Source organism: Arenibacter nanhaiticus (assembly GCF_900141935.1).
Classification (GTDB): domain Bacteria; phylum Bacteroidota; class Bacteroidia; order Flavobacteriales; family Flavobacteriaceae; genus Arenibacter; species Arenibacter nanhaiticus.
The window spans coordinates 45,509-69,912 of sequence record NZ_FQYX01000024.1 but is presented as its reverse complement, the minus strand read 5'-3'; the positions used below and the strand labels follow the sequence as shown (position 1 = coordinate 69,912).

Below are 24,404 nucleotides of genomic sequence, written 5' to 3'. Positions count from 1 at the left end.
AGACAAGATTAAAGTGGGTTATTAATAGTTCAGGCAGTATAAGCTTTAATAGGTCGATAGATAATTCCAATGCTGTTCGTTTTTCTGCAAATATCGAACTCCTATTTCAATTCACACACAACTTTTGTGCTTGATCCGAAGAAACCGCCAAACGGACAAAATAGCCCAGGTCGAAAAGTACTATAACAAAAGTCCTGCTACTTCACGCCAGTTGTTTGCGCGTTCGTAGCCTTTAGTATGTACATTGTGAGGGGAGGTAAATAAAATCTTACGACCCTTAAAATTTTCAAGGTTGTAAGCGCGGTCATCAATTAATATATCGCCAGAAAGGATATGTTTACTACCACATAGGATGCGGTTTTTCCAATGTATGAATGGGAAATGTAGATCTAACCAATCGCTCTTTTCTCGTAGGGAGTTAGGATATTCCATGGCTGCGGAGGCAACGTAAACTTCGTATTTCTCGGTTAATTCTTTTATGACTTCCTGACTGTCTTTGATAGGTCTTAGATTGGTAAAAAAACCATCTGTAAAAGCATGTTTCCTTATACTGTCTTGATGGTGTTTGGGTACACATTGCCATACTTCGCGACCTAAACAGTCTTCCGCTTTTAGGTTTTTTGAAAATGCTTTATTATAAAGTTCTATATGGGCGTTGTAAGCATCTGCGAACACTTCGTCCATGTCTATAAATAAAATCATACTAATTTTTTTGAAAAATAATGGTTATTTCTTTTTGTTGAAAAGAGCATCCATAATAGTCTTAATACTATAGAAACCAAAACTAATGGCTGCGATAGCCAATAAAAGACCAGTAATTAATACAGGCCAGTACAAAGGATGTTCCTCGTTTTTAAAAGCCTGATAAATGACCACTGGTGCCGTAAACATTAACGCTATGGTATAGGCTATATATTTAACGCCTTTTAAAAGTAAAGCCTTGTCTGTTCTCATCTTATTATTTAAAAATCATACATGATCATACATTTATACCTGCTGGTATGTCAATCCCTAAGCCTTAGGCCTGCTTTAAAAGCAAGTAATTGTATTGAATTAGGTTTGCCGGTATGATGACACCAATTTGGGATCATCCAAAAATACTAATAATGCGTAACATTGGTAAGCTTAAGCGGGGAATGTTGTGAAGGATACTTATCATAATGAACAGAATCGAAATACTTAAAAGACGTATTATGTGATATGGGCCGGATACTTAAAAGTATTTCATTAATTTATGGTCACCATTGCATAACCATTAGTTTATATTATGAAAGTCTTATTGATCCCCGATAAGTTTAAAGGTTCCCTAAGGGCAGAAGAAGTTATTCTTGCCCTCTCTAAGGGTATTCTTCGGTTGGCGCCAAAAACAGCAATTTTTACAGTGTTGGCGTCTGATGGGGGAGATGGTTTCTTAGATACAGTTAACCATTATAAGGCATTAGATAAGGTAGAAGTAGTTACTATTGATCCATTGGGTAGACGAATAAGGTCCTATTATTTATATGACAAAACTAATAAAACGGCTTATATAGAATTGGCTAAAGCTTCTGGCATAGCGCTGCTTTCCCCATCAGAACTAAATGTCATGGAAACTTCAACAAAAGGAACGGGGATCCAGATTAAGGATGCTGTTCTGAAGGGTGCAAAACAGATTTTAATAGGGTTAGGGGGGAGCGCCACAAATGATGGTGGAATGGGGATAGCGAGTGTTTTGGGATATCGTTTTTTGGATTCAAACGGGAATGAATTACGGACTATAGGGAAGAACCTGGTAAATGTTTCCCATATAGAGAGAGAAGAAGGGAATCTTCCTTGGCAAGCAGTGTCTTTTATCGCCGTTAACGATGTCAGTAACCCGTTATATGGGGTAGAGGGCGCTGCTTATATCTATGCAAAACAGAAGGGGGCCAACAGTTCGCAAATTAAGGCTTTGGACCATGGATTACAGCATTTGTCTAGTGTTGTTAAAAATACCTTGGGTACAGGGGATGCTTTACTTCCTGGGACAGGGGCTGCAGGAGGTACTGCATATGGGTTGAAGGCGTTTTTTAATGCTGAATTTATCAGTGGTATCGACTTTCTTTTTAAAATGGCAGAAATTTCGAGCTTGTTAGAAGAAAAAAAGATTGACTACATCATTACCTGAGAAGGAAAAATAGATAAACAAACACTTCATGGAAAACTGATAAAGGGAGTAATGGATATTGGACAAGAATATCAAATTCCAGTGGTTGCCGTATGTGGGAAATTGGACGTTGACCCTGACCTTTTGAAACAGAAAGGATTGACCGCTGTTTTGGAGATTATGGATACTACCCATTCCATACAATATAGTATGGATAATGCCGCTAAATTATTGATGGAAAAAATATATGACTATTTCAAGGGTGAATGGGGCAGCTGACCTAGGATTGAATATTGTGTAAAGGCGTTAGGGAAAATTGGTATAGTGGCAAGAAAGTATACCAATCTAATCAACAGCCTTATAAGTTTTATTCTATTCGTTTTTGAATCCAAATAGCTGCTATAACAGGATTTTTTTTGATAAAAAACGGCACTTATTCAATAACCAAAGACTTCTTAAAGGCTTCTGAAAGTGAAAAATATCCAAGGGGAAAGTTGTTTGGCCTAGTAGTGTTAATCATGTTGCCACGAACCAGGGATGGAGTCGATTCAAAAGGTCCACCGCCGTTTTGCCCACTTTGTTCAATTAGAATTCTCATATAGTCGTAAAATTGTTTATCTACACCATTAATCTTAACGGTTATCTCTTTCCCCGGATCGATATCCTTGTAAAAATAAGAAAACACAAACTGTTCCCCATTGTAAAAGCGGTCATCGGTGGTTAAATATAAATTGGCGCCTAAAGTAAATAGGTAGTAATCTTCTCGTTCTTTATTATCCGTGAATTTTACGATAATTTCAGTTTCATCGCCACTAAAAAGGGTGTCGTCACCTTGTGAGATGTCGTCTATAGGAACACTTGGAATTAATTTTGCCTTTCCTTTATAAGTATCTCCTTCATAGACAACCGTTAATTCATAGGTTGACCGGGTATTGGAAGGGAAATCGTTGTTTTTAGGGAAATAAACTCCTGAATTCTCCATTTCTTGAAACTCATAACGTCTATTTAGGTCCAAATCGGTTATAAAAACAGTGGCTCCGTTGGCAGGAGGCGTTTCATCATCAAAAAAAGGAGCCGATAGGCTTAATATTACGGCACCATCAATCATTTGAGGAGTTTCGTTTAAATATAGTCCAAAATGGGCGTCGATCACAAGCTTTGTTTCACTGGTGGGCAACTCAACCTCAATAACATCTTCACAACCTAAAAAAGTCAAGACCATAAGTAGTAAAAAGAGTTTCCTGATCATTTGATTAAAATTTAAAATTATAGGTTATGGATGGTACTAATCCAAAAATAGAGGTCCTGACGGCTTCGTTCTTTTTAGTATCTTCATTTTGGCTAAAATTTATGGAAGCCGCATTGCGACGGTTGTATAGATTGTAAATACTAAAAACCCATTCGGTTTTCCATTTTCTTCCCTCATTTCTGCGAGGTGTTAAGGTGGCAGAAAGATCTAAACGATGATAATTAGGTAATCGTGTTTCGTTGCGATTACCATAAATAGGAATGACAAGATTTTTAAACTGGTACTGGCCAGTTGGGTAATTGGTGGGTTGTCCGGTTTGGAAAATAAAGTTGCCGTTAAAACTCCATTTCTTATTCAGTTCATAGGAGGTGTTTAAAGAAATGTCATGGGTTTTGTCATAAGCACTATCGTACCATTTGCCATCATTGATGCCAGGTTCGTTAGCCATTCTTCCGGGGGTTCTTTGTTCTGATTTAGAAAGTGTATAGGATAGCCATCCTTTGAAGGCGCCTTCTTGTTTTCTGAATAGTAATTCTAACCCATAAGCTCTTGCTTCACCGTTCAAAAACACCTGTTCTATGGCATCATTGGCTATTAAATCTGCTCCGTCTATATAATCTATTCGGTTGCTAATGTCTTTATAATAAACTTCAGATTCAATACTGTATTCGTTGTCTTTAAAGTTTTTAAAATAACCCATGGCGTATTGATCCAATAGTTGTGGCTTAACATATCTGCCACTAGGAGCCCAAACATCTAGAGGGGTAGGGGAACTGGTATTGGATATTAGACTTAAATACTGGACCATATGATTGTAGCTTGCCTTAATGGAGCTATTGTCGTTAATGGTATAGGCCAGGGATATTCTAGGTTCTAAGGCGTTATAAGTAGCTAGTTGGTCGCGTCTTTTAAAACTCTCTGTCCCGATAGGGTCGGCTTTTTCATAGATTTGATATTCTTCATTGAAAATAACCGGATTGTCATGGGCATATATATTTAGCTCATCTTGCCCCAATCGAATAAAATTGCTCCACCGTAGTCCGTATTGAAAGCTTAGTTTATCCGAAATGTTGTGTTCGGCATCTATATAGGCCCCAAATTCATTCGCGTATTTGTCGGTCAATTTATCGGCAGTAATTCCAGAACTCTCCCTATTGGGTTTAATCTCTCCTGGATTAAAATAATGGTAAATATTGTGCAGCCCATAATTCAGTTGAAATGTATTGGATAGGTAATGTTTAAAGTCGTATTTAATATTAAAATTGCGGATACCCGAATTCCATTTAAATCCGACAAAATCTAATTCTAGTCCATAGAAATAATCAGAATAGATCAAAGACAGGTTTGAAAATAATTGGTCGGAAAAAAGGTGGTTCCATCGGAAATTAAAAACTGAGTTCCCGTAGGTATTTATAAAATTCTCTGAAATATTAAAGACATCCCTTCCGAAATATCCGGAAAGTAAAATATTGTTATTATCGTTTAGTTTATAATTTAGTTTGGTATTTAGGTCATAAAAATATGCCTTGTTTTTATTGTCAAAAAGTGGTAAGAATAAATGCGCATAAGAGGCTCTTCCTCCAATAAGAAAGGCTCCTTTTTCTTGTTTTAAAGGTCCTTCTAGTAACAAACGGCTCGAAACGGCACCAATGCCACCACTCATTTTAAAACTTTTACTGTTTCCTTCCTTTTGATAGATATCCAAAACCGAGGATAGTCGCCCTCCGTATTTGGCAGGGATACCTCCTTTATACAATTTTAGATTTTTGATGGCATCTGGATTGAAAACGGAAAAGAACCCAAATAAATGTGAAGAGTTAAAGATAATGGCCTCATCTAACAAAATTAAGTTTTGATCGGCTGCCCCGCCTCTTACGTTAAAACCAGATGCTCCTTCTCCGGCACTGGTAACACCGGGAAGTAATAGGATAGATTTAATAACATCAGATTCTCCAAAAACGACCGGTATTTTTTTAATGCTGGTGGCCGAAAGTGAGTTTATACTCATCTGTGGTTTTCTGATGTGCAGTTGGTCAGTTTTTTGGGTGACTACAACCTCTTTTAATTGTTCCGAACTTTCTTGAAGCTGAAAATTTATTTGTTTGTTTTCAAATAGGTCAATCCGACGCCTTATTTCTTTAAAACCTAAGGAGCCTACTACAATATCGTAACTTCCTTTTGGGAGAGTAATGGAATAAAAACCATATTCATTGGTGATGACACCGGTTGCTAGAGAAGGAAAAGCAATGGTAACGCCAATAAGAGTTTCGTTGCTCGATGCTTGGATTATAGAGCCGCTAAGGGTAAATTTTTCTTGCGAAAACAGTGGTAAGGCACTTATAAAAAATGAAAGAATAAGAATTTTTTGGAGCTTCCGCATGGAAAATAATTTGAAATAAAAATATCATTATTATTTAGTAATTAAAAGTAACATTGGGTTATTTAATACAAAAAGGCCTTCTCTGTAGTAGAAAAGGCCTTTTTAAGCTTTATAGAAATGTTATTAGATATTATCTATAATAGTATTAAAGGTTGTACTAGGTCTCATCGCTTCTGCTACAAGGGCATCATCCGCTAAGTAGTAGCCTCCAACATTAATAGGAGAACCTTGAGAATTATTTAATTGATCCAAGATCTCGGATTCGTTTTTAGTTAACTTTTCAGCGATAGGCGTAAAAATCGATTTTAACTCTTCGTCCTTATTTTGTGCTGCCAAAGCTTGTGCCCAATACATGGCCAAATAAAAATGACTTCCTCTATTGTCTAATTCCTTTACTTTTCTGGATGGCGATTTATCGTTGTCCAAGAATTTTTCAGTGGCTGCATCCAAGGCATCGGCCAATATCAAGGCTTTTTTATTGTTATTCTTTTCTGCATGGTGTTCCAAGGAAACCCCTAAGGCTAGGAATTCTCCAAGAGAATCCCATCTAAGGTGTCCTTCGGATAAAAATTGCTCCACATGCTTCGGGGCAGATCCTCCTGCTCCGGTTTCAAAAAGTCCTCCTCCATTCATTAAAGGAACAATGGATAACATTTTAGCACTGGTACCAACTTCTAAAATTGGAAATAAATCTGTCAAATAATCACGCAATACATTTCCGGTAACAGAAATAGTATTTTTCCCAGCCTTCAAGCGTTCTAGGGTGTAGACTGTTGCTTTTTCTGGGGACATAATTTTAATGTCCAAGCCACTAGTATCATGATTTGGCAAGTAAGCTTGTACCTTCTTGATTAATTCGGCATCATGAGCTCTATTTTCATCCAACCAAAAAATTGCTGGATCCTTAGAAGCTCTTGCTCTTGATACGGCTAGTTTCACCCAATCTTGGATTGGGGCATCCTTCACCTGGCACATTCTCCAGATATCACCTTCTTCTACTTGGTGCTCCAGAAGAGTAGCTCCTGTAGTCTTATCTATAACGGCTACTGTACCGTTGGAAGAAATTTCAAAAGTTTTATCGTGAGAACCGTATTCCTCGGCCTTTTGTGCCATTAGTCCTACGTTTGGAACGGTACCCATGGTGGTAGGGTCAAAAGCACCGTGTTCCTTACAAAAGTTTATGGTTTCTGTGTATACACCAGCATAGCTGCTATCAGGAATAACTGCCTTAGTATCTTGAGATTTTCCTGCTGCATTCCACATTTGTCCAGAATTTCTGATCATGGCAGGCATAGAAGCATCAATAATAATATCGCTAGGCACATGAAGGTTGGTAACTCCTTTATCAGAATTAACCATGGCCATATCTGGTCCTTCTGTAATAGCGGTTGCAATATCGGCTTCAATAGACTGACGTTCGGCCTCAGGGAGTTCTTTTATTTTGTTAAGTAAACTGTCTAATCCGTCATTGGCATTAACGCCTAGATTTTCGAAAGTGGTTTGATGTTTTTTAAAAACGTCGGCGAAAAATACTTTTACGGCGTGACCGAAAATAATAGGATCGGAAACCTTCATCATGGTAGCCTTCATATGCAAGGAAAATAAAACTCCTTGATCTTTCGCATCTTTAATTTGTGCTTCCAAAAAGGCCAATAAAGCTTTTTTGCTCAATACGGTGCTATCGATGATTTCACCGGCCAATAGGGATATATTGTCTTTAAGAACAATTTTATTGCCATCAGCTTTGGTAAGAACAACGGATACGCTTGTAGCATCCTTTAGGGTAAGCGATTTTTCATTGGATTTAAAATCACCCTGTCCCATCGTTGCAACGTGGGTTTTTGAACTAACAGCCCATGCTCCCATAGAGTGTGGATTTTTCTTTGCGTAGTTTTTTACAGCTCTAGGGGCTCTACGATCCGAATTTCCTTCACGTAATACAGGGTTTACAGCACTACCTTTTATTTTGTCGTATTTCGCTTTAATTAATTCCTCTTCCTGGTTTTTTGGATCCGTAGGATAGCTAGGAATGTTATATCCTTTCTTTTGAATTTCAGCTATGGCTTCGTTTAACTGAGGTACAGAGGCACTAATGTTTGGTAATTTTATGATGTTGGTATCTGGCAATTTTGCCAACTTGCCCAACTCTACCAAGTCGTCCGAAATTTTCTGTGACTCCTCTAGGTATTCAGGAAAGGTAGCGATTATTCTACCAGCAAGAGAGATGTCTTTTAATTCGACTTCTATTCCGGCTGTCTTCGTAAATGCCTTTACTATGGGGAGAAAAGATTGTGTTGCTAATGCAGGAGCTTCGTCCGTTTTGGTATATAAAATTTTTGGCATTTGTATCTAAGTTTTTAAGTTTAAGCGGAACAAATATACAATTTTATAAATGCTAATTAAAGTGCCAAAGTTTTAATATTGCCTTATTTTGTTAATAAAATGCAGGGATTTGAAGGGGATGTGTACTAAAGAAGCGATTTTTGGAAAAAATAAAAGCCATATCATTGTAGAATGTACCTTGATATGGCTTTCTAGAAACAGTTTACAAACTTATTATTCTGTATTACAACAAAACGGCAACCCTTGATTGCATTTGCGTGACTGTTTCTACGTTTGAAACATTATTTATCTCTCATATTACGACCAAGAGATAATTCATGTTTCTTTTCATTGCATAAATGTCCGACTTTTTTCAACGCTGTACCTAAAACGGCACTTCGTAATCTATCGAATCATTTTTTGAGGGCTTACCATTTTACTAATGGTTTCGCGCTACAAAAAGAATTTAACAATGAAATAAAGAACGTGGACTTTATAAGATCAACATAAACTCCTTATGTTTTGATCTTGTATTAAAAGTAATAAACTTTTATCGTATAACCAAATGTTTTAATAACTTTAACATCAGTTGGTTAGGCGATTGTTTGGGGTGCTTACTATAAAGCAAAAAAAAAGCATCTTTAATGAAAAAGATGCTTTTTTTATGTACTATAATATGCTGCTTAGGAGCGAATCTCCTTAATTCTTGCTTTTTTACCAGTAAGTTCTCTAAAGTAGAAAATACGAGCTCTACGAACTTTACCTCTTTTGTTGACTTCAATTTTTTGAAGTGCAGGCATGTTTATAGGGAAAATACGTTCTACCCCAACGGTTCCTGACATTTTACGGATTGTAAAAGTTTCAGTACCACCTTGACCTCTTCTTTGAATTACAACACCTTTAAAAAACTGTGTTCTTGTTTTTTCACCTTCCTTAATTTCGTAGTAAACAGTTATTGTGTCACCAGCAGAAAAGTTAGGGAAATCCTTTTTAGGAATAAATTCGTCTTGTACAAATTTTAATAAATCTTCCATTATATAATACTATTATATTATTAGCTTAAGCCAACTTTCACGATTTTCGTCAGAGGTTGATTTAATTGACTGCAAAAGTAATTATTTATTTGTAAACAACAAGGAATTGAAAATGATTTTAATCACAAAAATTGTTCTTGATGCCCTTGTAGCTTTATTGCCGTGCGTAATACCATAGAATTTCTTTTGCAATGTCTTAGGATGTATTTTTCAGTCGTTTGTTTTATCTTCCAATGTTTACCACCCAATTATTTTTAAGTATAAATTTATTCCAATAAATCGGGGCGCAGTCTTTCTGTTCGTTTATAGGCCTCATCTTCACGCCACTCTTCAATTTTCGGGAAGTTTCCGCTTAATAAGACTTCGGGTACTTTGGTGCCTTTATAATCGGCGGGCCTTGTATATACTGGAGGGGCAAGAAGGTTGTCTTGGAAAGTGTCCGTTAAGGCCGAAGTTTCATTGCTCAACACTCCTGGTATAAGGCGAATAATGGTATCGCACAAGACAGCAGCTCCAAGCTCACCACCAGATAAAACATAATCGCCGATAGAAATCTCTTTTGTGATAAACAGGTCTCTAACCCTTTGGTCTACCCCCTTATAATGTCCGCATAAAATAATGATATTATTAAGTAAGGATAGGCTGTTGGCTATTTTTTGATTTAAGGTAACCCCATCTGGCGTCATATAAATAACCTCGTCATAATCGCGCTCCTTTTTTAAGGCTGTGATACATTTATCAATTGGCTCTATCATTAAAACCATCCCTGCACCACCTCCAAATTGGTAATCGTCAACCTGGTTGTAACTTAAGTCGGTGTAGTCGCGTAAATTGTGTACGTGGACTTCTACAATGTTTTTTTCTATAGATCTTTTCAAAATGGAAGCCTCGAACGGACTTTTTAATATATCTGGTACTACGGTGATGATATCTATTCGCATCTTTTAATGGATAAGCAGTTTGTCAATTTCTTTTATTGAGGAGCCATGCAAAAGTAAGGAAACCATACGAATCTTTAGGTAACACTTTTTAATAGGAAGAAGAATTGTCTAAAGCGGTGGGTTGCTTCTTATTAATCTAATGTACCACGTGGATGTCAAATCAGAAAAAGAATTATATGTCTTGGGGTTTCAATTGTTGCGGTACAAAGTGTCAGGAAGGTCCCGTGGTCTGTAAGGTAAGGATAGGACTCCCATCTTTTCTTTCAAAATAATTTGTGGCCGGGAAATTTATACCGATGTATCCGGATCGGTATTTTTGCCAATACCCTTCGAGATAGAAACTGACTCTTTAGGGAGGCAGTTTTTAAACTATGAAAGGAGGTGGTGGCCAGACATAAAAAAAGCTCCATTTGGAGCTTTTTCTTATTTTGTCTTTTTTTGCTTGTTAATCTCGTCCTGTAATTGTCGACTTATCTTTTGCTCCCTTTCCAAGGCGCGTCTTCTATGGTCTTCAAATTCGACTTCTACCTCGGCAAGCGATGATTTGGCTTCTTGGGTTAGGATGTTACTGTTTCTAAACTTATATATAAAGAACAATAATAATAATAGTAGGCCTGCGATAATAGCCCATACTATAAAATTATAGGTGCTTTTTGCTACTAAAACCCCTAAAAAAGACATGCTGTCTTTTTCTTCTGTTACGGCAACAAGAGTATTTGTTGTTTCTTCCAACTTTTGGTTTAAAGAAGCTATAGTTTCTTCCTGCCCTTGAATGGTAGCATTGAGTTTATTTATCTCTTTGTAATATTCATTGATAGAATCTAATACGTTCTGTCTTAACTTCAGTAGATTAGATTCCTTTACTACTTCGTACCGAATACCATCGGCCCTGTAATTTCCCGATTTAACGGAGATATACTCGAATTGTGAACTCACTGGACCCTCATCTAAAGAAAGCTTGTCTGTCTCTTCTTCCGCAGTTTGGGAAAAGTGAATGTTAAATGACAATAGAGCCATTACAATAAAGAGTATTTTTGAAAATTTCATTTATGTAATTCTTATTGTTAATACTGATTTTGAGGAGACAAAAGTACTTTAATAATCCCAATTAAGAAAAAAAAAGGGACACTACCTAGTTTTGTATTAGAAAACCGTGGTAGCGCCCTTTTTATGGGTTTATGGTTCGCTTCTTATTAATAGTAAGTAAATCTTCTGACTTTAGCGATGTATTTCGCCAATCTAATGACCTGATTAGAATAGCCAAATTCGTTGTCATACCATATATAAAGAACAAGGTTTTTTCCATCTTCCGAAACTATGGTTGCGGCACTGTCGTAAATAGCAGGTGCCGAAGTGCCAACAATGTCGGTAGAAACCAATTCTTGGCTCATGGAGTATTTTATCTGTTCTACCAAGTCGCCTTCCAAAGCATATTTTTTGATGATGGCGTTTATGGTTTCTTTCGACGTTTTGTTTTTTAGCGCTATATTTAAAATAGCCAACGAACCATTTGGAACAGGGACTCTAATAGCATTGGAAGTAAATTTACCCTTTAGTTGAGGCAAAGCTTTGCTTACCGCATTGCCAGCACCGGTTTCGGTAATCACCATATTTAGTGCAGCGGCCCTTCCACGCCTGTATTTTCCGTGCATGTTGTCTACCAAGTTTTGATCATTGGTGTAGGCATGAATGGTCTCTATATGTCCCTTTTCGATGCCCAAAGACTCCTCTACTGCCTTAAGAATAGGAGTAATGGCGTTTGTTGTACAAGAGGCTGCTGAAAATATTTTAGTAGTGTTAGGATCAAATTCCAGGTGATTGACACCATGTACTATATTAGGAACATCCTTTCCTGGGGCAGTAAGTAGCACTTGGCTGGCGCCATTAGATTTTAAATGTCTGCACAAGGCTTCATTGGTCCTGTAAGCACCTGTATTATCTATGATTAAGGCCCTTGAAATTCCGTATATCGTATAATCAATATCCTCTGGTCGGTCGGCACTGATCATATGAACCGTAGTGCCATTAATTATCATGGCCTGGTTTTTTACATCTATGTCTACAGTACCCATAAATTGACCATGAACAGAATCTGTCCGTAATAAGTTGGCTCTTTTTTCTAGAATCTCGGCTGTAATAGCCCCTCGGGTAACAATGGCTCTTAGTCTAAGTTGGTTGCCCTTGCCTGTTTTAGCCATTAATTCTCGAGCAATTAACCTGCCAATCCTGCCGAAACCATACAGTACTACATCCTTTGGGATTATTTCTTCACAGGATTTGGCTTTTTCCAGTTTTTCCATGATAAAGCTATTGATGTCGATAGCGCTCTGATGGTCGGAATGATATTCATAAGTAAGTTTTCCAATGTCTAATTTGGATGGGGGTAAATTTATGTCGTTGATGGTTCTTAATATTTCTACAGAATCGAAAATTGAAATGGGCTTTTGGACAAATTGACCAGCGTATTCGTGTAGATTAATAATATCGCTGACATTTCTATCAATGACTTGATTTTTGAAAAGTACAATTTCGATGGATTTGTCATACCATAGGTCACTGATGATTTTGATGAATTCGGTGGTGGCTTTTCTTCTGTCGGCCTGAAAAGCTAGTTCCTTTTCATACAATGTGTTCGCATTCATTGGTCTTAGTTTGTTAGTTGTTGGTGAGTTATTTTTTTGTAAAAATAGAAATTTCAAACGTTTTCGTACAAATTTGTGAAATAAAAAAAACGCCCAGTTTGAGGGCGCTTTTAACTAGTGTTTCTTTTCTTACTGAATAATCAGCCTTTCTTTTTCTCCTTTTTCCGTTAGCATGGTGATACTGGCTCTACCATATCTAGAGATTCTGCCAAATAAGGTCTTGGCCTCTTTGATATTGTTGATTTCTTGGTCTCCAAAAGAAAGTAATACCTTTCCTTCTAAATCATATGCTCTAAAGGTTTCGGGAACACCAATGATTTTTACGCCTTTTTTCGTTCTGAACGTCTTTTTATCTTTTTCGGTAAGATTTTTTACTTCAAACCCGATTACCGGAATAACAATAGTCTGCCTTTCTTTTAGGGTAACATCAAATTCTAGGCTCTCACCATCTCTCAACACCGTAACTTTAACCTGGTCTCCAGGTCTTTTTGTAGCAATATATCCAGTTAGGTCAGAGGAGGTGTGAATGTTAATCTCGTCAACTTTCTTAATGATATCACCCGTTTGCATTTCTGCATCATAGGCACCAGAATCTTCTTCAATAGATTCTACATAAACACCATCAATATTATGAAGGCCATTTTTTATGGCATATTCGCTAGAAAGTCGAGGAGGGGTGATCCCTAGGATTCCTTTTTGAACATTGCCGTATTCCATAATATCTTCTACTATCTTTTTGGCAATATTACTGGGGACAGCAAATGAATATCCCACATAGGAACCTGTTTGGGAGGTAATGGCTGTGTTAATTCCGATAAGGTCTCCATTGGTGTTTACTAAAGCTCCACCGCTATTACCTGGATTTACAGCGGCATCGGTCTGGATAAATGATTGGTCTATTCTTCCTAATGCCCTTGCCTTGGCACTGACAATTCCGGCGGTAACCGTAGAGGTAAGGTTAAAGGGGTTGCCAACGGCCAATACCCATTCTCCAACCTTGGTATTGTCCGAGTCTCCAAAGGCTAAATAAGGGAGTTGTCTGTCTGCATTTATTTTTAAAAGAGCAATATCCGTGTTAGGGTCGGTACCGATTAATTCGGCATCATAAGTTTTGTTATTGTTTAATGTAACTTGTAAATGGTCTGCCTTGTCTATTACGTGATTATTGGTGACAATATACCCATCCGATGAAATGACGACGCCCGAACCCGTACCCACCTGAGGCCTAGGAGTGCTTCCGGAGCCGTAAAAATATTCTATGATATTCGAAGGAGTCTTGTTTAAGGTGACATTTTTAACGTGTACCACGGCATTTACGGTGCTTTCGGCTGCCGAAGTAAAATCTACCTCGTTAATTCCTGCTCCCCTGGCCGAGGTTGGTGTGTAGCTGGAGGTTGTTAGTACGCGTGAACCATTATCTTGAGAGATGATTGCAAAGTTCGGTTTTTCGAAAAAAAACTTGTAAGCCCCCAAGGTAATTGCTCCTGCAAAAACAGCTACTAATAATAAACTTCCGATTTTTTTCATAAAAACAAAGATTTGAATTAGCTTTTGTAAAATTAACATATTTTCGAAACCATAAATTTGGTTTAACGCCTTTTTAACTGCTAAAATAACCTTAATAAAATTATATATTTGTGGTATAAAATTTAATATGAAACTACAGTTTTTTAAATATCAAGGGACAGGGAATGATTTTGTCATGATCGATAATCGGGAGGGGACTTTTCCGAAATCAAATACCAAATTGGTGGCTTTTTTATGTGACAGGAAATTTGGCATTGGTGCCGATGGACTTATTTTGTTGGAAAATGACGCGGAATCCGATTTTAAAATGGTGTATTATAATTCCGATGGAAACCAGAGCAGTATGTGTGGAAACGGAGGAAGGTGCTTGGTGGCCTTTGCGAATCAACTAGAGGTTATAAAAGGGGAGGCGACTTTTGTTGCTGTAGATGGTTTGCACCATGCCAGTATTGCCGAAGATGTGGTTAGCCTACAAATGCAGGATGTGTCCGAAATTAATGAAAAAACAAATTACGATTTTTTAAATACAGGATCGCCACATCATGTGCAAATCGTTAGCAATCTTGAGGATCTTGATGTTTCCAAGGAAGGGAAAAAGTTGCGTTACGGAATATATGGGAAAGAAGGTAGTAATATTAACTTTGTTCATCAAGAGGATCAAGCGGTATTCAATGTAAGGACTTATGAGCGAGGCGTGGAAGATGAAACCTTGTCTTGTGGTACAGGAGTGACGGCCGTAGCCTTGGCGATGCATAACAGCGGGAAAACACAAAGCAATCATGTTACCATAGGAACCTTGGGTGGAGAGCTACAGGTGAAATTTAATAAAACCAAGGAGGGTTATAAAGAAATATTTTTAATAGGCCCAGCCAAGCTAGTCTTTAAAGGAGAGATAGATGTTGAGTCTTAAAGGAAAACAAATTTACCTAAGGGCCTTGGAGCCCGAAGATCTAAAGTTCCTTTATCTCCTAGAAAATGATCCGGAGAATTGGGAGATTAGTGGTACTACAGCACCATATTCTAAGCATGTTTTGGAACTTTACCTAGAAAACGCTCATAAGGATATTTATGAAGTAAAGCAATTGCGTTTGTGCATATGCGATCTGAAAGACCGTGCCATTGGTTTTATTGACCTTTTCGATTTTGATCCTAAGAACTTACGGGCGGGATTAGGGATTATAGTTCGTCAGCCCGGGGATCGAAATAAAGGTATCGGTACAGAAGCTGTTGCTTTATTGACAGAGTATGTTTTTTCGGTTCTTGGATTAAAACAAATCTATACCAACGTTTTGGAAGATAATGAGCCCAGTCTTCATTTGTTTGCGAAATTGGGTTTCGAAAAAGTGGGCGTAAAAAAAGATTGGATTATTTCCAATGGTAAATTTAAAAATGAAATTTTGTTTCAAAAGCTAAATAAGTAATGTATATAAGAAAAATTATTCTGCTGATCGTAATAATAGGTGTATTGGTAGGAGGGTATTTTACCTATAAGGTTTATAGTGTCTTTTTTATGCCAAACACAAAATTCAGCAATGAATCTGCTTATATCTATGTTTCTTCAGATGCCAATTTTGATTCGGTAAAGGAAAGTTTAGAGCCTTTATTGAAGGATATGGGGACATTTGAAACGGCTGCCAAGAAAAAAGGATACGATGTTCATTTGAAGGCAGGTAAGTTTGCTGTTAAAAAGGGCATGACTAATAATGAGATCATAAATTCCCTTCGAAGCATAAATATTCCGGTTAAGGTGGCATTTAATAATCAAGAAACCTTGGAAGAATTGGCGGGGAGGATTTCGCAACAGATCGAAGCGGACAGTGTTTCTTTGGTTAGTGCCTTTAGGAATACAGGCTTTTTGGAAGCTAATGGTTTTAATGAAGCAACAGCTTTAAGTATGTATGTTCCCAATAGTTATGAGTTCTTTTGGAATACATCAGCAGATGGCTTTATGAGCAGAATGCTTAAAGAATACCATAGGTTTTGGAACGATAAACGAAAGGAAAGGGCAAAGGTCTTGGGGCTTACTCCGGCTGAGGTAGTAGTAATGGCTTCTATTGTACATAAAGAAACGGCTAAGGTAGATGAAAGGCCAAGGGTGGCTGGTGTTTATCTTAATAGGTTGCGCATAGGAATGCCTTTGCAAGCCGACCCTACTGTTATTTATGCTATAAAACTCCATTCCGGAAATTTTGATACCATAATTAAACGAGTGCTCTATAAGGACCTGGAATTAGATTCTCCATACAATACTTACAAGGTGGCCGGCCTGCCTCCTGGGCCTATAGCGATGCCCGACATATCGGCTATAGAAGCCGTATTGAATCCAGAAAAACACGATTATTTGTATTTCGTGGCCAATGTGGAAAATTTTGGTTACCATAAATTCGCCAAGACTTTATCGCAGCACAACCGTAATAAGGAGCAATATGTACGCTGGATCAACGCACAAAAGATTAACCGCTAAACTTTTTAATAAGGCCTTTTGACTAATAAAATTAATCTAAAAGATAATTTTTGGTTAAATTAGAGGGTGTCTCAAAAAACGGTTTTATATTTGCAGCCTGTAATTTAAGCAAATCAGTTTTTTGATTATAAGTCTTAAGAAAACAAACATATGAGAAAGTGGACAAATTATTTGTTCCCCGTTATCATTATTTTTATTCTTATTAGTTTTGGTTTTGGGTTTAATACTAAAAAGGTAGAAGTACCCGAATCCTTAAGAGTAAATGGACCTACTGAAGTTTTGTATCCCGAACACAAAACAATTTTAAAAATGCCGCTGGTTGCCCCTCCATTTTTAGGAACCTCCTATAATGGATTTAAAGAAGCCTTAGCGTTTAAGGAGTCTCAAGGAAATTATTTTACCACCAATGCTTTTGGATATTTGGGTAAGTACCAATTTGGTATAGGAACCCTAGAGCTGCTTGGCGTGTATAATGCAACAAGGTTTTTAAACGATCCTATTTTACAGGAAAAGGTATTTCATACCAATCTTTCCAGGAATAAATGGATTCTCCGAAAGGACATCAAACGTTTTGTCGGAAAGGTGATTAATGGCCAGGAAATAACGGAATCTGGAATTTTAGCGGCAGCGCATTTGGCGGGTGCCGGTAATGTAAAAAAGTATTTGCGCTCCATGGGTACCATGAATGTGAGCGATAGTTTTGGTACTGGTATAGATTATTATATCAAAAAGTTTTCCGGGTATGATGTTTCTCATGTAACCCCTAAACGAAACCCTAGGATTTAATAAAATGAATAATAAAAAAGCCTTAACTTCTTTTTGTTAAGGCTTTTTTATTATGCGTGGATGATAAATATCGTAGGTCTTTTATGGAGTTCGAGTTTTATTTTTCCCCACTCTCTTACTGTTTTAGTTTTAATGTACTCTGTAGGTAAAGTGATATCGGTACCAATACAGATTTGAGTATTTTCGGAAAGGGTCTTTAATAATTCTTCAAATAATTTATTGTTCCGGTACGGGGTTTCTATAAATATTTGTGATTGATCAAGGTCGCGAGAAATTTTTTCGTATCTCTTGATACTCTTCTTTCTTTCGCTGGATTCAATTGGCAAATAGCCGTTAAAGGCAAAACTTTGACCGTTGAGACCACTGGCCATTAATGCCAGTAAAATAGAAGATGGGCCAACCAAAGGGACAACTTGTATGCCTTTTTTGTGTGCAATAGCAACGATGTCTGCTCCGGGGTCTGCAATGCCAGGACAACCTGCTTCCGATAAAATTCCCACATCAAAACCATCGATGCATGCATCTAGGAAAGTAGGCAGAATTTCAGGAGGGGTAAATTTATTCAGTAAATTTAGCTGTAAGCTTGGTTGAGATTTTTTAGGGCTTATTTTTTTTATAAAATGCCGGGCTGTTTTTTCGTTTTCTACAATGTAGTGGTCAACTTCCTCAATGGTCCTTTTTATCGAAATGGGTAAAACCTCAAGAGGTTCGTTGTCGCCCAAGGTGGTGGGGATTAAAAATAATCTTCCTCTTCTATTTGTGTTTTGTTCCATTTGTTGCTGTTATTTTGCATTTAACTCTTTGGCTATTATAGTGCAAGCCTTGTCAATTAAATGATATACCTTTTCAAAGCCTTCGTCTCCGCCGTAATAGGGGTCGGGAACCTCGTGTAAATTGCTCTCTATTTGATTTAATAGTAGGCTTACTTTTTCGCGATCCTTATCGTTCTTGGTCAAGGCCATGATATCGTCATAATTACTCTTGTCCATAACGAAGATATGATCGAACAATTCAAAGTCTGAGTCAGTGAATTTTCGACACCGTTGTTGACTGATATCGATCCCGTACTTTCTTGCTATGGCAATAGATCGGGGATCGGGACTTTTTCCAATATGATAGCCAGCAGTGCCAGCAGAATCTACAAATACTTTGTTAGGGTCTAATTTGTCGGTAAGAATACCTTCTGCCAAGGGCGACCTGCAAATATTACCAAGGCAAACCATAAGAATTTTGGTTTTCATGGAATGCCTTGTTTATGAAAATTTCTTGCTTAAGTCTTCTATGTATTTTTTAAACTGCTTGTCGGTTTCGGCTAAATTATCAACCGTTTTACAAGCGTGTAGTACAGTAGCGTGATCTCTTTTTCCTATTTGGGAACCAATACTGGCCAAAGAAGCTTTGGTGAATTTTTTTGCAAAAAACATGGCTAGCTGTCTTGCTTGTACAATATGTCTCTTTCTGGTTTTTGATTGTAATGTGCTGACATCCATCTCAAAATAATCAGAAACTACCTTTTGAATATAGTCGATAGAAACTTCTCTCTTTGTATTCTTAACAAACTTCTCTACTACGAATTGTGCTAATTCTAATGTAACTTCTTTTTTGTTGAAGGAAGATTGGGCTATTAATGAAATAATAGCGCCTTCTAGCTCTCTAATATTAGATTTTATATGTTTGGCTACATATTCAATAATTTCCTCCGGCATTTCGACGCCATCACGATATAGTTTGTTTTTTAGAATGGAAATCCTGGTTTCATAACCTGGTGTTTGCAATTCAGCAGACAGTCCCCATTTAAAACGAGACAATAAGCGTTGTTCGATATCCTGCATATCAACAGGAGCTTTGTCCGAAGTCAAAATTACTTGCTTCCCATTCTGGTGCAAGTGGTTGAATATATGGAAGAATACATCTTGTGTACCCGATTTTCCGGATAAAAACTGTACATCGTCTATAACTAGGACATCTATCAACTGGTAGAAGTGGATAAAATCGTTCCTTGTATTCTTTTTTACAGATTCTATATATTGTTGTGTAAATTTCTCGGCAGAAATGTAAAGTACTGTTTTTTCGGGATACTTGTCTTTTATCTCGACCCCTATGGCATGTACTAAATGGGTTTTTCCGAGCCCCACGCCTCCAAAAATTAATAAAGGGTTAAAAGAGGTGCCTCCTGGTTTATTGGCAACGGCCATACCAGCAGATCTTGCTAATCTGTTAGCGTCTCCTTCCAGGAAATTATCAAAACTATAATTGGGATTTAATTGGGATTCGATTTTTATATTTCGAATGCCAGGAATCACAAAAGGATTTTTTAATTCTGGATTTTTTGATTTTATAGCAACATCTAGCTCTTGCGGCTCAACACGCGATCTGTTAGCGCTTGGTATTTTTTCTGTAAAAGGTTCACGATTGCCATAAGTATTTTCCATTTTGATAATATATACCAATTTTGCTGTTTCTCCTAATTCTTTTGTAAGGGAAACTTTTAAAAGCTTTACATAGTGCTCTTCGAGCCACTCGTAAAAGAATTTGCTTGGAACTTGTACACTTAAAGCATTGTCGGATAGCTTTATAGGTTTAATCGGCTCAAACCAAGTTTTGAATGCCTGCGGCTGGATATTGTCCTTAATAAAGCTCAAACAATTGTTCCATACGGAAGTTGCAGTAACACTCATTTTTAAAATCCTCTTTTTTGTTGTTATTGTAAATATTGTTGATATTTTGCTTTGTTTTGCAGCGCTATCACGTTAGGCAAATATGTGAACAATTATTCTAAGAAAAAAATTGAAAAGGGGTTGAATATCTTGTTTTTTTTCCCCATGCCGGATGCCGATTGCGGCTCCTTTTAAAGGATATCAAAATTATAACGATTATTATGAAGTACGACGAAATTTCTTTTAGGGTTAGATATGGTGAGACAGATCAAATGGGCGTGGTATATCACGGAAATTATGCCCAATACTTGGAAATGGGTAGGGTAGAGTGGTTAAGGAAAATAGGGGTGTCCTATAAAAAGATGGAAGCGAACGGAGTTATGCTCCCAGTGGTGTCATTGAATATAAATTTTAAGAAATCGGCCTTATACGACGACCTTATTACTGTGGTTACAAGTCTAAAGAAAACACCTATGGTGAAAATAGAGTTTGACTATAAAATATACAACCAAGACAAAGAGTTGTTGATAGAAGCAAATACGGTTTTGGCTTTTATAGATATGAAGACAAATAGACCAATGAGATGTCCCGATTACATTATGGAAAAATTGAAGTCTTAATTATGCTGAACTATTTTTACAGGATGCATTATTGAAAATATTTTTTCAATGCGTGGTGCATCCTGTTTTCTTACCGATAAGCGGATCTTACACTTCATGGTCATTTCTTGTGAAATAATTTCGAGTTGTTGCTGCTTAATGGTGCGCATTACTTTATCCATTTCCGGATAGTCAAAATATAGGACAAATTCTTTTTTCAGCGTTTTTTCTACGATCACGGCAGTTTCTAAGGTCAATTGGGCAGCGGTCTTATAAGCGCTTATCAATCCGCCTACCCCGAGCTTTGTGCCTCCGAAGATTCTAACTACGGCAACAAGCACATTGGTGACCCCAAAAGATTGTATCTGGCCGTAAATAGGCATCCCTGCGCTATTATTAGGCTCGCCGTCATCATTGGCTCTGTACCTAAGTTGTTCTACCCCTAATTGCCATGCATAACAAACATGGTTGGCAGTATGGTGCACTTTCCTAAGGTCTTCAATAATGGTTTTAACATCGTCCTCGTTCTCTATCGGAAAGGCGTATCCGAAGAATTTACTTTTTTTCTCCTTGAATAGGATTTCAGTCGAAGGGGTGTCTAGGGTTTTGTAGGTGTCTGTTTCCATAAGAATCTTCAAAATAACGCAACTAAAAAGATACTGGCAACTGCTAGTGCTATTCCTGCCCAATTTTTTTTGCTCATATGCTCCTTAAACAAGATAATTCCCAATAAAGTAGACAGCATAACTATGGCAACATGGTTTAATGTAAACACGGTTGCGGTACTCAAACTTTCATGTTGTAAGGCGTTTAATAAAAAATAAACCGAAAAGTAATTTGGTATCCCAAGGCATACCCCGGCTAGGACGTTTTTTAAATTGATGGAAATCCTGGTTTTAAAAGATTTAATAATCAAGTAAATAAAGCCAATGCTAGCAGCAGAGGCAAAAACAGCAGCCGAGAATAAAGGAAATTCTTCCTGAGGAACCCAACTCGTTTCTAAGTACTTTATACTGGTGTCTATGATCCCGGAACCTATAAAAACGGATAAAGGGAGTATTAGAACTCTTTTATTGATTTTAAACCCCTTTTCCTTGACCGAGACAAAATAGACCGCGGCAAGCGCTAATACGATACCGACAATTTTAAGAAAGGAAAGCTTTTCATTATAAAAACCAACACTGAACAGTACCGGAATCACCAATGACATTTTGGTGGCCACCGAAGCCACCGATACGCCGCTCTTTTGGGAAGTGGCGGCCATAAGGTTAAAAACGAGGATAAATAAAAACCCTAGGAGCAGGGAGCCTAAAAACCACGGTTTCTTGGGGATCTCGGCATAAGAGACATTCTTTTGGTAAAATAATACCCCTACGATACACGCTACAAAATAATTGGTGATAATAGCATAAAGTGTTTCTATATCGTATTTCCTAAATAATTTAAAAATGACAAAAATTAAGCTAGAGAAAATAACACTTAAGGCTAAATTTACCATTTTAAAGCCTTTCTTTTAAACTGATGATGTCTTCCTTGCCAACTAAAAGATTCCAGGTTTTTATGCCAAGTGGTGTTGCGGCCACTGTGTTTTCTAAGGTGTCGTCTATAAAAAATGTTTCTGAAGCCTTTAAATTGTTTTCATTCAGGACAAACTCAAAGATTTCTTGGTTTGGCTTTCTTAGCTTAATTTCATGAGATAAGTAAAACTGCTCAAAACAATTCCTAAAACGTTCAAATTGTAGTTTTCCCATTTGTTGTTCTACATGCGGAATATGCAAGGCATTTGTATTGCTAAGAAGGAATAGGCGGTAATCTTGTTGTTTGGCCAAATCTTCAAGAAATTGTAATCGATACTCAGGGAAATCCAATAACATAGAATTCCATATTCGTTTTATTTCCAAAGGACTTACCTGGGGGAAATGTAAATGCAGTTCGTTTAAAAATTCATCGGGACCAATGCTGCCTACTTCAAACGCTTCATTTAAAGGGGTTAATCTAGGCAGGAAATCATGGATCCCATGTTTTTTCATCTCTTTAAAAACAATTTGTTTGTCCAGGTTAATGAAAATGTCGCCAAAGTCGAAGATGATGTTTTTAATCATTTTTTAGAAAAATTAAGTTGTCCGTATCAATATATTGTTCAGAATGGCGACGCCCATTTATTGTAGGGGCTTTTAGCCCTTTTCCAAAAACGGGTTTACCGATAAAAATTCGAGCTTCATCCCATAAATTTTCAGAAATAAAGGATTGCAGGGTTTGGCTGCCTCCTTCAATAATAACACTTAAAATCTGATGTTTGTGAAGGACTTCGCAAATTTGCTGGGCGATATTGCCTGAGAAATCAATGATTTCGTAATCAATGTCTTTAATATGGGCGTTTGTTTCTTCCACCGCAGTGAGGACAATTGTTTTAACACTGCCGTCCATTAGATGGTAATGAGATGGAATTTTAAGTGCTTTATCTATTACAATTCTTATAGGGTTTTTTCCCTTCCAATGCCTGACATCTAATTTAGGATTGTCTTGCAATGCGGTATTGGTGCCCACTAAAATAGCTTGTTCCTCAGAGCGCCATTGGTGCACCATTTGTTGGGAGTTTGCATTGGTGATCCAAAAAGGTTCTGGTGTACTGTTCCTTTTCTCTTGGGAAGGAGCTATATACCCGTCACTAGTTTCGGCCCATTTTAAAATAATATAAGGTCGATTTTTCTCGTAGAAGGTCAGAAAGCGTTTGTGATGGTCCTTGCATTCTTTTTTCAAAACACCAACACTTACATGGCAACCTGCAGCTTTTAGTTTCTCTATTCCTTTTCCGGCTACTTTTTCATGTGGGTCTAAAAGACCAATAACTACATTTGGAATCTTATGTTTTAGGATAAGGTCGGCGCAAGGAGGGGTCTTTCCAAAATGGGAACAAGGTTCAAGGGTTACATAGATGGTTGCCTCGGCTAGTACACTAGGGTCGGCAACGGATAGAATGGCGTTTACTTCGGCATGTGGTCCTCCATAGGGGCTCGTATAGCCCTCGCCAATTATTTTGTCGTTATGCACAATGACACTGCCAACCATAGGGTTGGGAAAGGTTGTGCCCAGGCCATTTTTAGCTAGTTCAATGCACCTGGAAATATATTTTTCATGTATCTTCACTTCACAAAAATAGTATAATAATTAGATAGTTTTAAGAACCATATGATCACAGCAATTATAAGGGAAATAAAGTCTGAAGACAACAAAGTGGTAGCCAAGGTAATCCGGGAAGTTTTGGAAGATTTGGGGGTGCCAAAGGTAGGTACTGCTTATGAGGATGCTTCCTTAGACCATATGTTCGAAAATTATGAGCAACCCAAAGCCGATTATTTTGTGGTGGAGGACCGAGGAAAAATTATAGGGGGAGCAGGAATAGCCCCGTTGGAGAATTACCAAGGGAACGTATGTGAATTGCAAAAAATGTATTTTTTGGAAGAAGCTAGAGGCCGGGGTCTAGGGGCTAAGATGATGGAAATATGTTTGCGGAAAGCTAAAGAATACGGTTATGAACAATGTTATTTAGAGACCATGCCCTTTATGAAAGATGCTCAGAAGCTATACCTTGCATCGGGATTTGAATATATAGAATCGCCAATGGGAAATACAGGTCACTATTCCTGTCCTGTTTGGATGCTAAAGGAATTATCTTAA

23 protein-coding genes and 1 pseudogene are annotated in these 24,404 nt (G+C 37.5%); 7 read left to right on the top strand and 17 right to left on the bottom strand.

Annotation, left to right across the window (positions count from 1 at the left end; genetic code table 11):
- Positions 1 to 180: 180 nt before the first annotated feature.
- Entirely contained in the window at positions 181 to 702 is a 522-nt protein-coding gene (locus BUA16_RS13700) for a 5' nucleotidase, NT5C type (RefSeq protein ID WP_072765323.1), read from the bottom strand.
- A gap of 24 nt (positions 703 to 726) precedes the next feature.
- Entirely contained in the window at positions 727 to 954 is a 228-nt protein-coding gene (locus tag BUA16_RS13695) for a DUF6095 family protein (RefSeq protein WP_072765322.1), read from the bottom strand.
- 313 nt (positions 955 to 1,267) lie between these two features.
- Here BUA16_RS13695 and BUA16_RS13690 point away from each other — a divergent pair.
- Positions 1,268 to 2,404 (top strand): annotated as a pseudogene (locus tag BUA16_RS13690) (glycerate kinase).
- 154 nt (positions 2,405 to 2,558) lie between these two features.
- Here BUA16_RS13690 and BUA16_RS13685 read toward each other — a convergent pair.
- The 8 genes from BUA16_RS13685 to BUA16_RS13650 form a co-directional block, all read right to left on the bottom strand.
- Positions 2,559 to 3,374: a DUF4249 family protein gene (locus tag BUA16_RS13685; RefSeq protein WP_072765321.1), complete on the bottom strand. Its 816-nt coding sequence runs from the start codon at positions 3,372 to 3,374 to the stop codon at positions 2,559 to 2,561.
- A 4-nt stretch (positions 3,375 to 3,378) separates the two neighbouring features.
- Positions 3,379 to 5,754 carry a TonB-dependent receptor gene (locus BUA16_RS13680; protein ID WP_072765320.1) on the bottom strand — a complete coding sequence of 792 codons (2,376 nt, stop codon included), beginning with the start codon at positions 5,752 to 5,754 and terminating at the stop codon, positions 3,379 to 3,381.
- Between the two features lie 123 nt (positions 5,755 to 5,877).
- Entirely contained in the window at positions 5,878 to 8,097 is a 2,220-nt protein-coding gene (locus tag BUA16_RS13675) for an NADP-dependent isocitrate dehydrogenase (protein ID WP_072765319.1), read from the bottom strand.
- 662 nt (positions 8,098 to 8,759) lie between these two features.
- A complete protein-coding gene (gene rplS, locus BUA16_RS13670; protein ID WP_072765318.1) occupies positions 8,760 to 9,110 on the bottom strand; it encodes a 50S ribosomal protein L19 in 351 nt (116 codons plus the stop codon).
- A gap of 266 nt (positions 9,111 to 9,376) precedes the next feature.
- Positions 9,377 to 10,051, bottom strand: a complete 675-nt coding sequence (gene trmD / locus BUA16_RS13665; protein WP_072765317.1) for a tRNA (guanosine(37)-N1)-methyltransferase TrmD — start codon at positions 10,049 to 10,051, stop codon at positions 9,377 to 9,379.
- A gap of 423 nt (positions 10,052 to 10,474) precedes the next feature.
- Complete coding sequence (locus BUA16_RS13660; protein WP_072765316.1) at positions 10,475 to 11,098, bottom strand: tRNA (guanine-N1)-methyltransferase; 624 nt, start codon at positions 11,096 to 11,098, stop codon at positions 10,475 to 10,477.
- Positions 11,099 to 11,244: 146 nt separating this feature from the next.
- Entirely contained in the window at positions 11,245 to 12,693 is a 1,449-nt protein-coding gene (locus BUA16_RS13655; protein ID WP_072765315.1) for a glyceraldehyde-3-phosphate dehydrogenase, read from the bottom strand.
- Between the two features lie 129 nt (positions 12,694 to 12,822).
- Complete coding sequence (locus BUA16_RS13650; RefSeq protein ID WP_072765328.1) at positions 12,823 to 14,220, bottom strand: trypsin-like peptidase domain-containing protein; 1,398 nt, start codon at positions 14,218 to 14,220, stop codon at positions 12,823 to 12,825.
- A gap of 127 nt (positions 14,221 to 14,347) precedes the next feature.
- Here BUA16_RS13650 and dapF point away from each other — a divergent pair, with 127 nt between their 5' ends.
- The 4 genes from dapF (at position 14,348) to BUA16_RS13630 (ending at position 17,470) form a co-directional block, all read left to right on the top strand.
- Positions 14,348 to 15,130, top strand: coding sequence for a diaminopimelate epimerase (gene dapF / locus BUA16_RS13645; RefSeq protein WP_072765314.1), 783 nt, complete (start codon positions 14,348 to 14,350; stop codon positions 15,128 to 15,130).
- Positions 15,117 to 15,641, top strand: coding sequence for a GNAT family N-acetyltransferase (locus BUA16_RS13640; protein WP_072765313.1), 525 nt, complete (start codon positions 15,117 to 15,119; stop codon positions 15,639 to 15,641). The genes dapF and BUA16_RS13640 overlap by 14 nt, the downstream gene beginning before the upstream one ends.
- Positions 15,641 to 16,684, top strand: a complete 1,044-nt coding sequence (mltG, locus tag BUA16_RS13635) for an endolytic transglycosylase MltG (protein WP_072765312.1) — start codon at positions 15,641 to 15,643, stop codon at positions 16,682 to 16,684. The genes BUA16_RS13640 and mltG overlap by 1 nt, the downstream gene beginning before the upstream one ends.
- 150 nt (positions 16,685 to 16,834) lie before the next feature.
- A complete protein-coding gene (locus BUA16_RS13630; protein ID WP_072765311.1) occupies positions 16,835 to 17,470 on the top strand; it encodes a hypothetical protein in 636 nt (211 codons plus the stop codon).
- A 50-nt stretch (positions 17,471 to 17,520) separates the two neighbouring features.
- Here the strand turns inward: BUA16_RS13630 and BUA16_RS13625 are convergent, their stop codons facing one another.
- Genes BUA16_RS13625 through dnaA form a run of 3 tightly spaced genes read right to left on the bottom strand, consistent with a single transcriptional unit; the run spans position 17,521 to position 20,148 of the window.
- Positions 17,521 to 18,243 carry an SAM-dependent methyltransferase gene (locus tag BUA16_RS13625; RefSeq protein ID WP_072765310.1) on the bottom strand — a complete coding sequence of 241 codons (723 nt, stop codon included), beginning with the start codon at positions 18,241 to 18,243 and terminating at the stop codon, positions 17,521 to 17,523.
- A 9-nt stretch (positions 18,244 to 18,252) separates the two neighbouring features.
- Positions 18,253 to 18,711: a low molecular weight protein-tyrosine-phosphatase gene (locus BUA16_RS13620; RefSeq protein WP_072765309.1), complete on the bottom strand. Its 459-nt coding sequence runs from the start codon at positions 18,709 to 18,711 to the stop codon at positions 18,253 to 18,255.
- A gap of 12 nt (positions 18,712 to 18,723) precedes the next feature.
- Positions 18,724 to 20,148: a chromosomal replication initiator protein DnaA gene (gene dnaA / locus BUA16_RS13615; RefSeq protein WP_072765308.1), complete on the bottom strand. Its 1,425-nt coding sequence runs from the start codon at positions 20,146 to 20,148 to the stop codon at positions 18,724 to 18,726.
- A 200-nt stretch (positions 20,149 to 20,348) separates the two neighbouring features.
- On the opposite strand from dnaA, the gene BUA16_RS13610 reads away from it, so the two are divergent.
- Positions 20,349 to 20,747 carry an acyl-CoA thioesterase gene (locus BUA16_RS13610; RefSeq protein WP_072765307.1) on the top strand — a complete coding sequence of 133 codons (399 nt, stop codon included), beginning with the start codon at positions 20,349 to 20,351 and terminating at the stop codon, positions 20,745 to 20,747.
- Here BUA16_RS13610 and BUA16_RS13605 read toward each other — a convergent pair.
- From BUA16_RS13605 to ribD, 4 genes are read right to left on the bottom strand one after another with little or no spacing between them, the layout of a single operon-like run.
- Entirely contained in the window at positions 20,744 to 21,352 is a 609-nt protein-coding gene (locus BUA16_RS13605; protein ID WP_072765306.1) for an IMPACT family protein, read from the bottom strand. The two genes, BUA16_RS13610 and BUA16_RS13605, sit on opposite strands and share 4 nt — an antisense overlap.
- A gap of 8 nt (positions 21,353 to 21,360) precedes the next feature.
- On the bottom strand, positions 21,361 to 22,224 hold the full coding sequence (locus BUA16_RS13600; RefSeq protein WP_072765305.1) for an EamA family transporter: 864 nt from the start codon (positions 22,222 to 22,224) through the stop codon (positions 21,361 to 21,363).
- Position 22,225: 1 nt separating this feature from the next.
- Complete coding sequence (locus BUA16_RS13595) at positions 22,226 to 22,828, bottom strand: HAD-IA family hydrolase (protein ID WP_072765304.1); 603 nt, start codon at positions 22,826 to 22,828, stop codon at positions 22,226 to 22,228.
- Positions 22,821 to 23,873 carry a bifunctional diaminohydroxyphosphoribosylaminopyrimidine deaminase/5-amino-6-(5-phosphoribosylamino)uracil reductase RibD gene (gene ribD, locus BUA16_RS13590; RefSeq protein ID WP_072765303.1) on the bottom strand — a complete coding sequence of 351 codons (1,053 nt, stop codon included), beginning with the start codon at positions 23,871 to 23,873 and terminating at the stop codon, positions 22,821 to 22,823. The genes BUA16_RS13595 and ribD overlap by 8 nt, the downstream gene beginning before the upstream one ends.
- Before the next feature lie 42 nt (positions 23,874 to 23,915).
- Between ribD and BUA16_RS13585 the strand changes: the two genes are divergently transcribed.
- Positions 23,916 to 24,404: a GNAT family N-acetyltransferase gene (locus BUA16_RS13585; RefSeq protein WP_072765302.1), complete on the top strand. Its 489-nt coding sequence runs from the start codon at positions 23,916 to 23,918 to the stop codon at positions 24,402 to 24,404.

What these genes read in the sequence shown, in the direction of transcription:
- BUA16_RS13605 (WP_072765306.1), bottom strand. Translation starts at nt 21,352, where the DNA reads ATGGAAACAGACACCTACAAAACCCTAGACACCCCTTCGACTGAAATC.
- BUA16_RS13695 (WP_072765322.1), bottom strand. Translation starts at nt 954, where the DNA reads ATGAGAACAGACAAGGCTTTACTTTTAAAAGGCGTTAAATATATAGCC.
- BUA16_RS13675 (WP_072765319.1), bottom strand. Translation starts at nt 8,097, where the DNA reads ATGCCAAAAATTTTATATACCAAAACGGACGAAGCTCCTGCATTAGCA.
- BUA16_RS13660 (WP_072765316.1), bottom strand. Translation starts at nt 11,098, where the DNA reads ATGAAATTTTCAAAAATACTCTTTATTGTAATGGCTCTATTGTCATTT.
- dnaA (WP_072765308.1), bottom strand. Translation starts at nt 20,148, where the DNA reads ATGAGTGTTACTGCAACTTCCGTATGGAACAATTGTTTGAGCTTTATT.
- BUA16_RS13595 (WP_072765304.1), bottom strand. Translation starts at nt 22,828, where the DNA reads ATGATTAAAAACATCATCTTCGACTTTGGCGACATTTTCATTAACCTG.
- BUA16_RS13655 (WP_072765315.1), bottom strand. Translation starts at nt 12,693, where the DNA reads ATGAATGCGAACACATTGTATGAAAAGGAACTAGCTTTTCAGGCCGAC.
- BUA16_RS13650 (WP_072765328.1), bottom strand. Translation starts at nt 14,220, where the DNA reads ATGAAAAAAATCGGAAGTTTATTATTAGTAGCTGTTTTTGCAGGAGCA.
- BUA16_RS13585 (WP_072765302.1), top strand. Translation starts at nt 23,916, where the DNA reads ATGATCACAGCAATTATAAGGGAAATAAAGTCTGAAGACAACAAAGTG.
- BUA16_RS13625 (WP_072765310.1), bottom strand. Translation starts at nt 18,243, where the DNA reads ATGGAACAAAACACAAATAGAAGAGGAAGATTATTTTTAATCCCCACC.
- BUA16_RS13610 (WP_072765307.1), top strand. Translation starts at nt 20,349, where the DNA reads ATGAAGTACGACGAAATTTCTTTTAGGGTTAGATATGGTGAGACAGAT.
- BUA16_RS13680 (WP_072765320.1), bottom strand. Translation starts at nt 5,754, where the DNA reads ATGCGGAAGCTCCAAAAAATTCTTATTCTTTCATTTTTTATAAGTGCC.
- trmD (WP_072765317.1), bottom strand. Translation starts at nt 10,051, where the DNA reads ATGCGAATAGATATCATCACCGTAGTACCAGATATATTAAAAAGTCCG.
- BUA16_RS13640 (WP_072765313.1), top strand. Translation starts at nt 15,117, where the DNA reads ATGTTGAGTCTTAAAGGAAAACAAATTTACCTAAGGGCCTTGGAGCCC.
- rplS (WP_072765318.1), bottom strand. Translation starts at nt 9,110, where the DNA reads ATGGAAGATTTATTAAAATTTGTACAAGACGAATTTATTCCTAAAAAG.
- dapF (WP_072765314.1), top strand. Translation starts at nt 14,348, where the DNA reads ATGAAACTACAGTTTTTTAAATATCAAGGGACAGGGAATGATTTTGTC.
- BUA16_RS13600 (WP_072765305.1), bottom strand. Translation starts at nt 22,224, where the DNA reads ATGGTAAATTTAGCCTTAAGTGTTATTTTCTCTAGCTTAATTTTTGTC.
- BUA16_RS13630 (WP_072765311.1), top strand. Translation starts at nt 16,835, where the DNA reads ATGAGAAAGTGGACAAATTATTTGTTCCCCGTTATCATTATTTTTATT.
- BUA16_RS13700 (WP_072765323.1), bottom strand. Translation starts at nt 702, where the DNA reads ATGATTTTATTTATAGACATGGACGAAGTGTTCGCAGATGCTTACAAC.
- BUA16_RS13620 (WP_072765309.1), bottom strand. Translation starts at nt 18,711, where the DNA reads ATGAAAACCAAAATTCTTATGGTTTGCCTTGGTAATATTTGCAGGTCG.
- BUA16_RS13685 (WP_072765321.1), bottom strand. Translation starts at nt 3,374, where the DNA reads ATGATCAGGAAACTCTTTTTACTACTTATGGTCTTGACTTTTTTAGGT.
- mltG (WP_072765312.1), top strand. Translation starts at nt 15,641, where the DNA reads ATGTATATAAGAAAAATTATTCTGCTGATCGTAATAATAGGTGTATTG.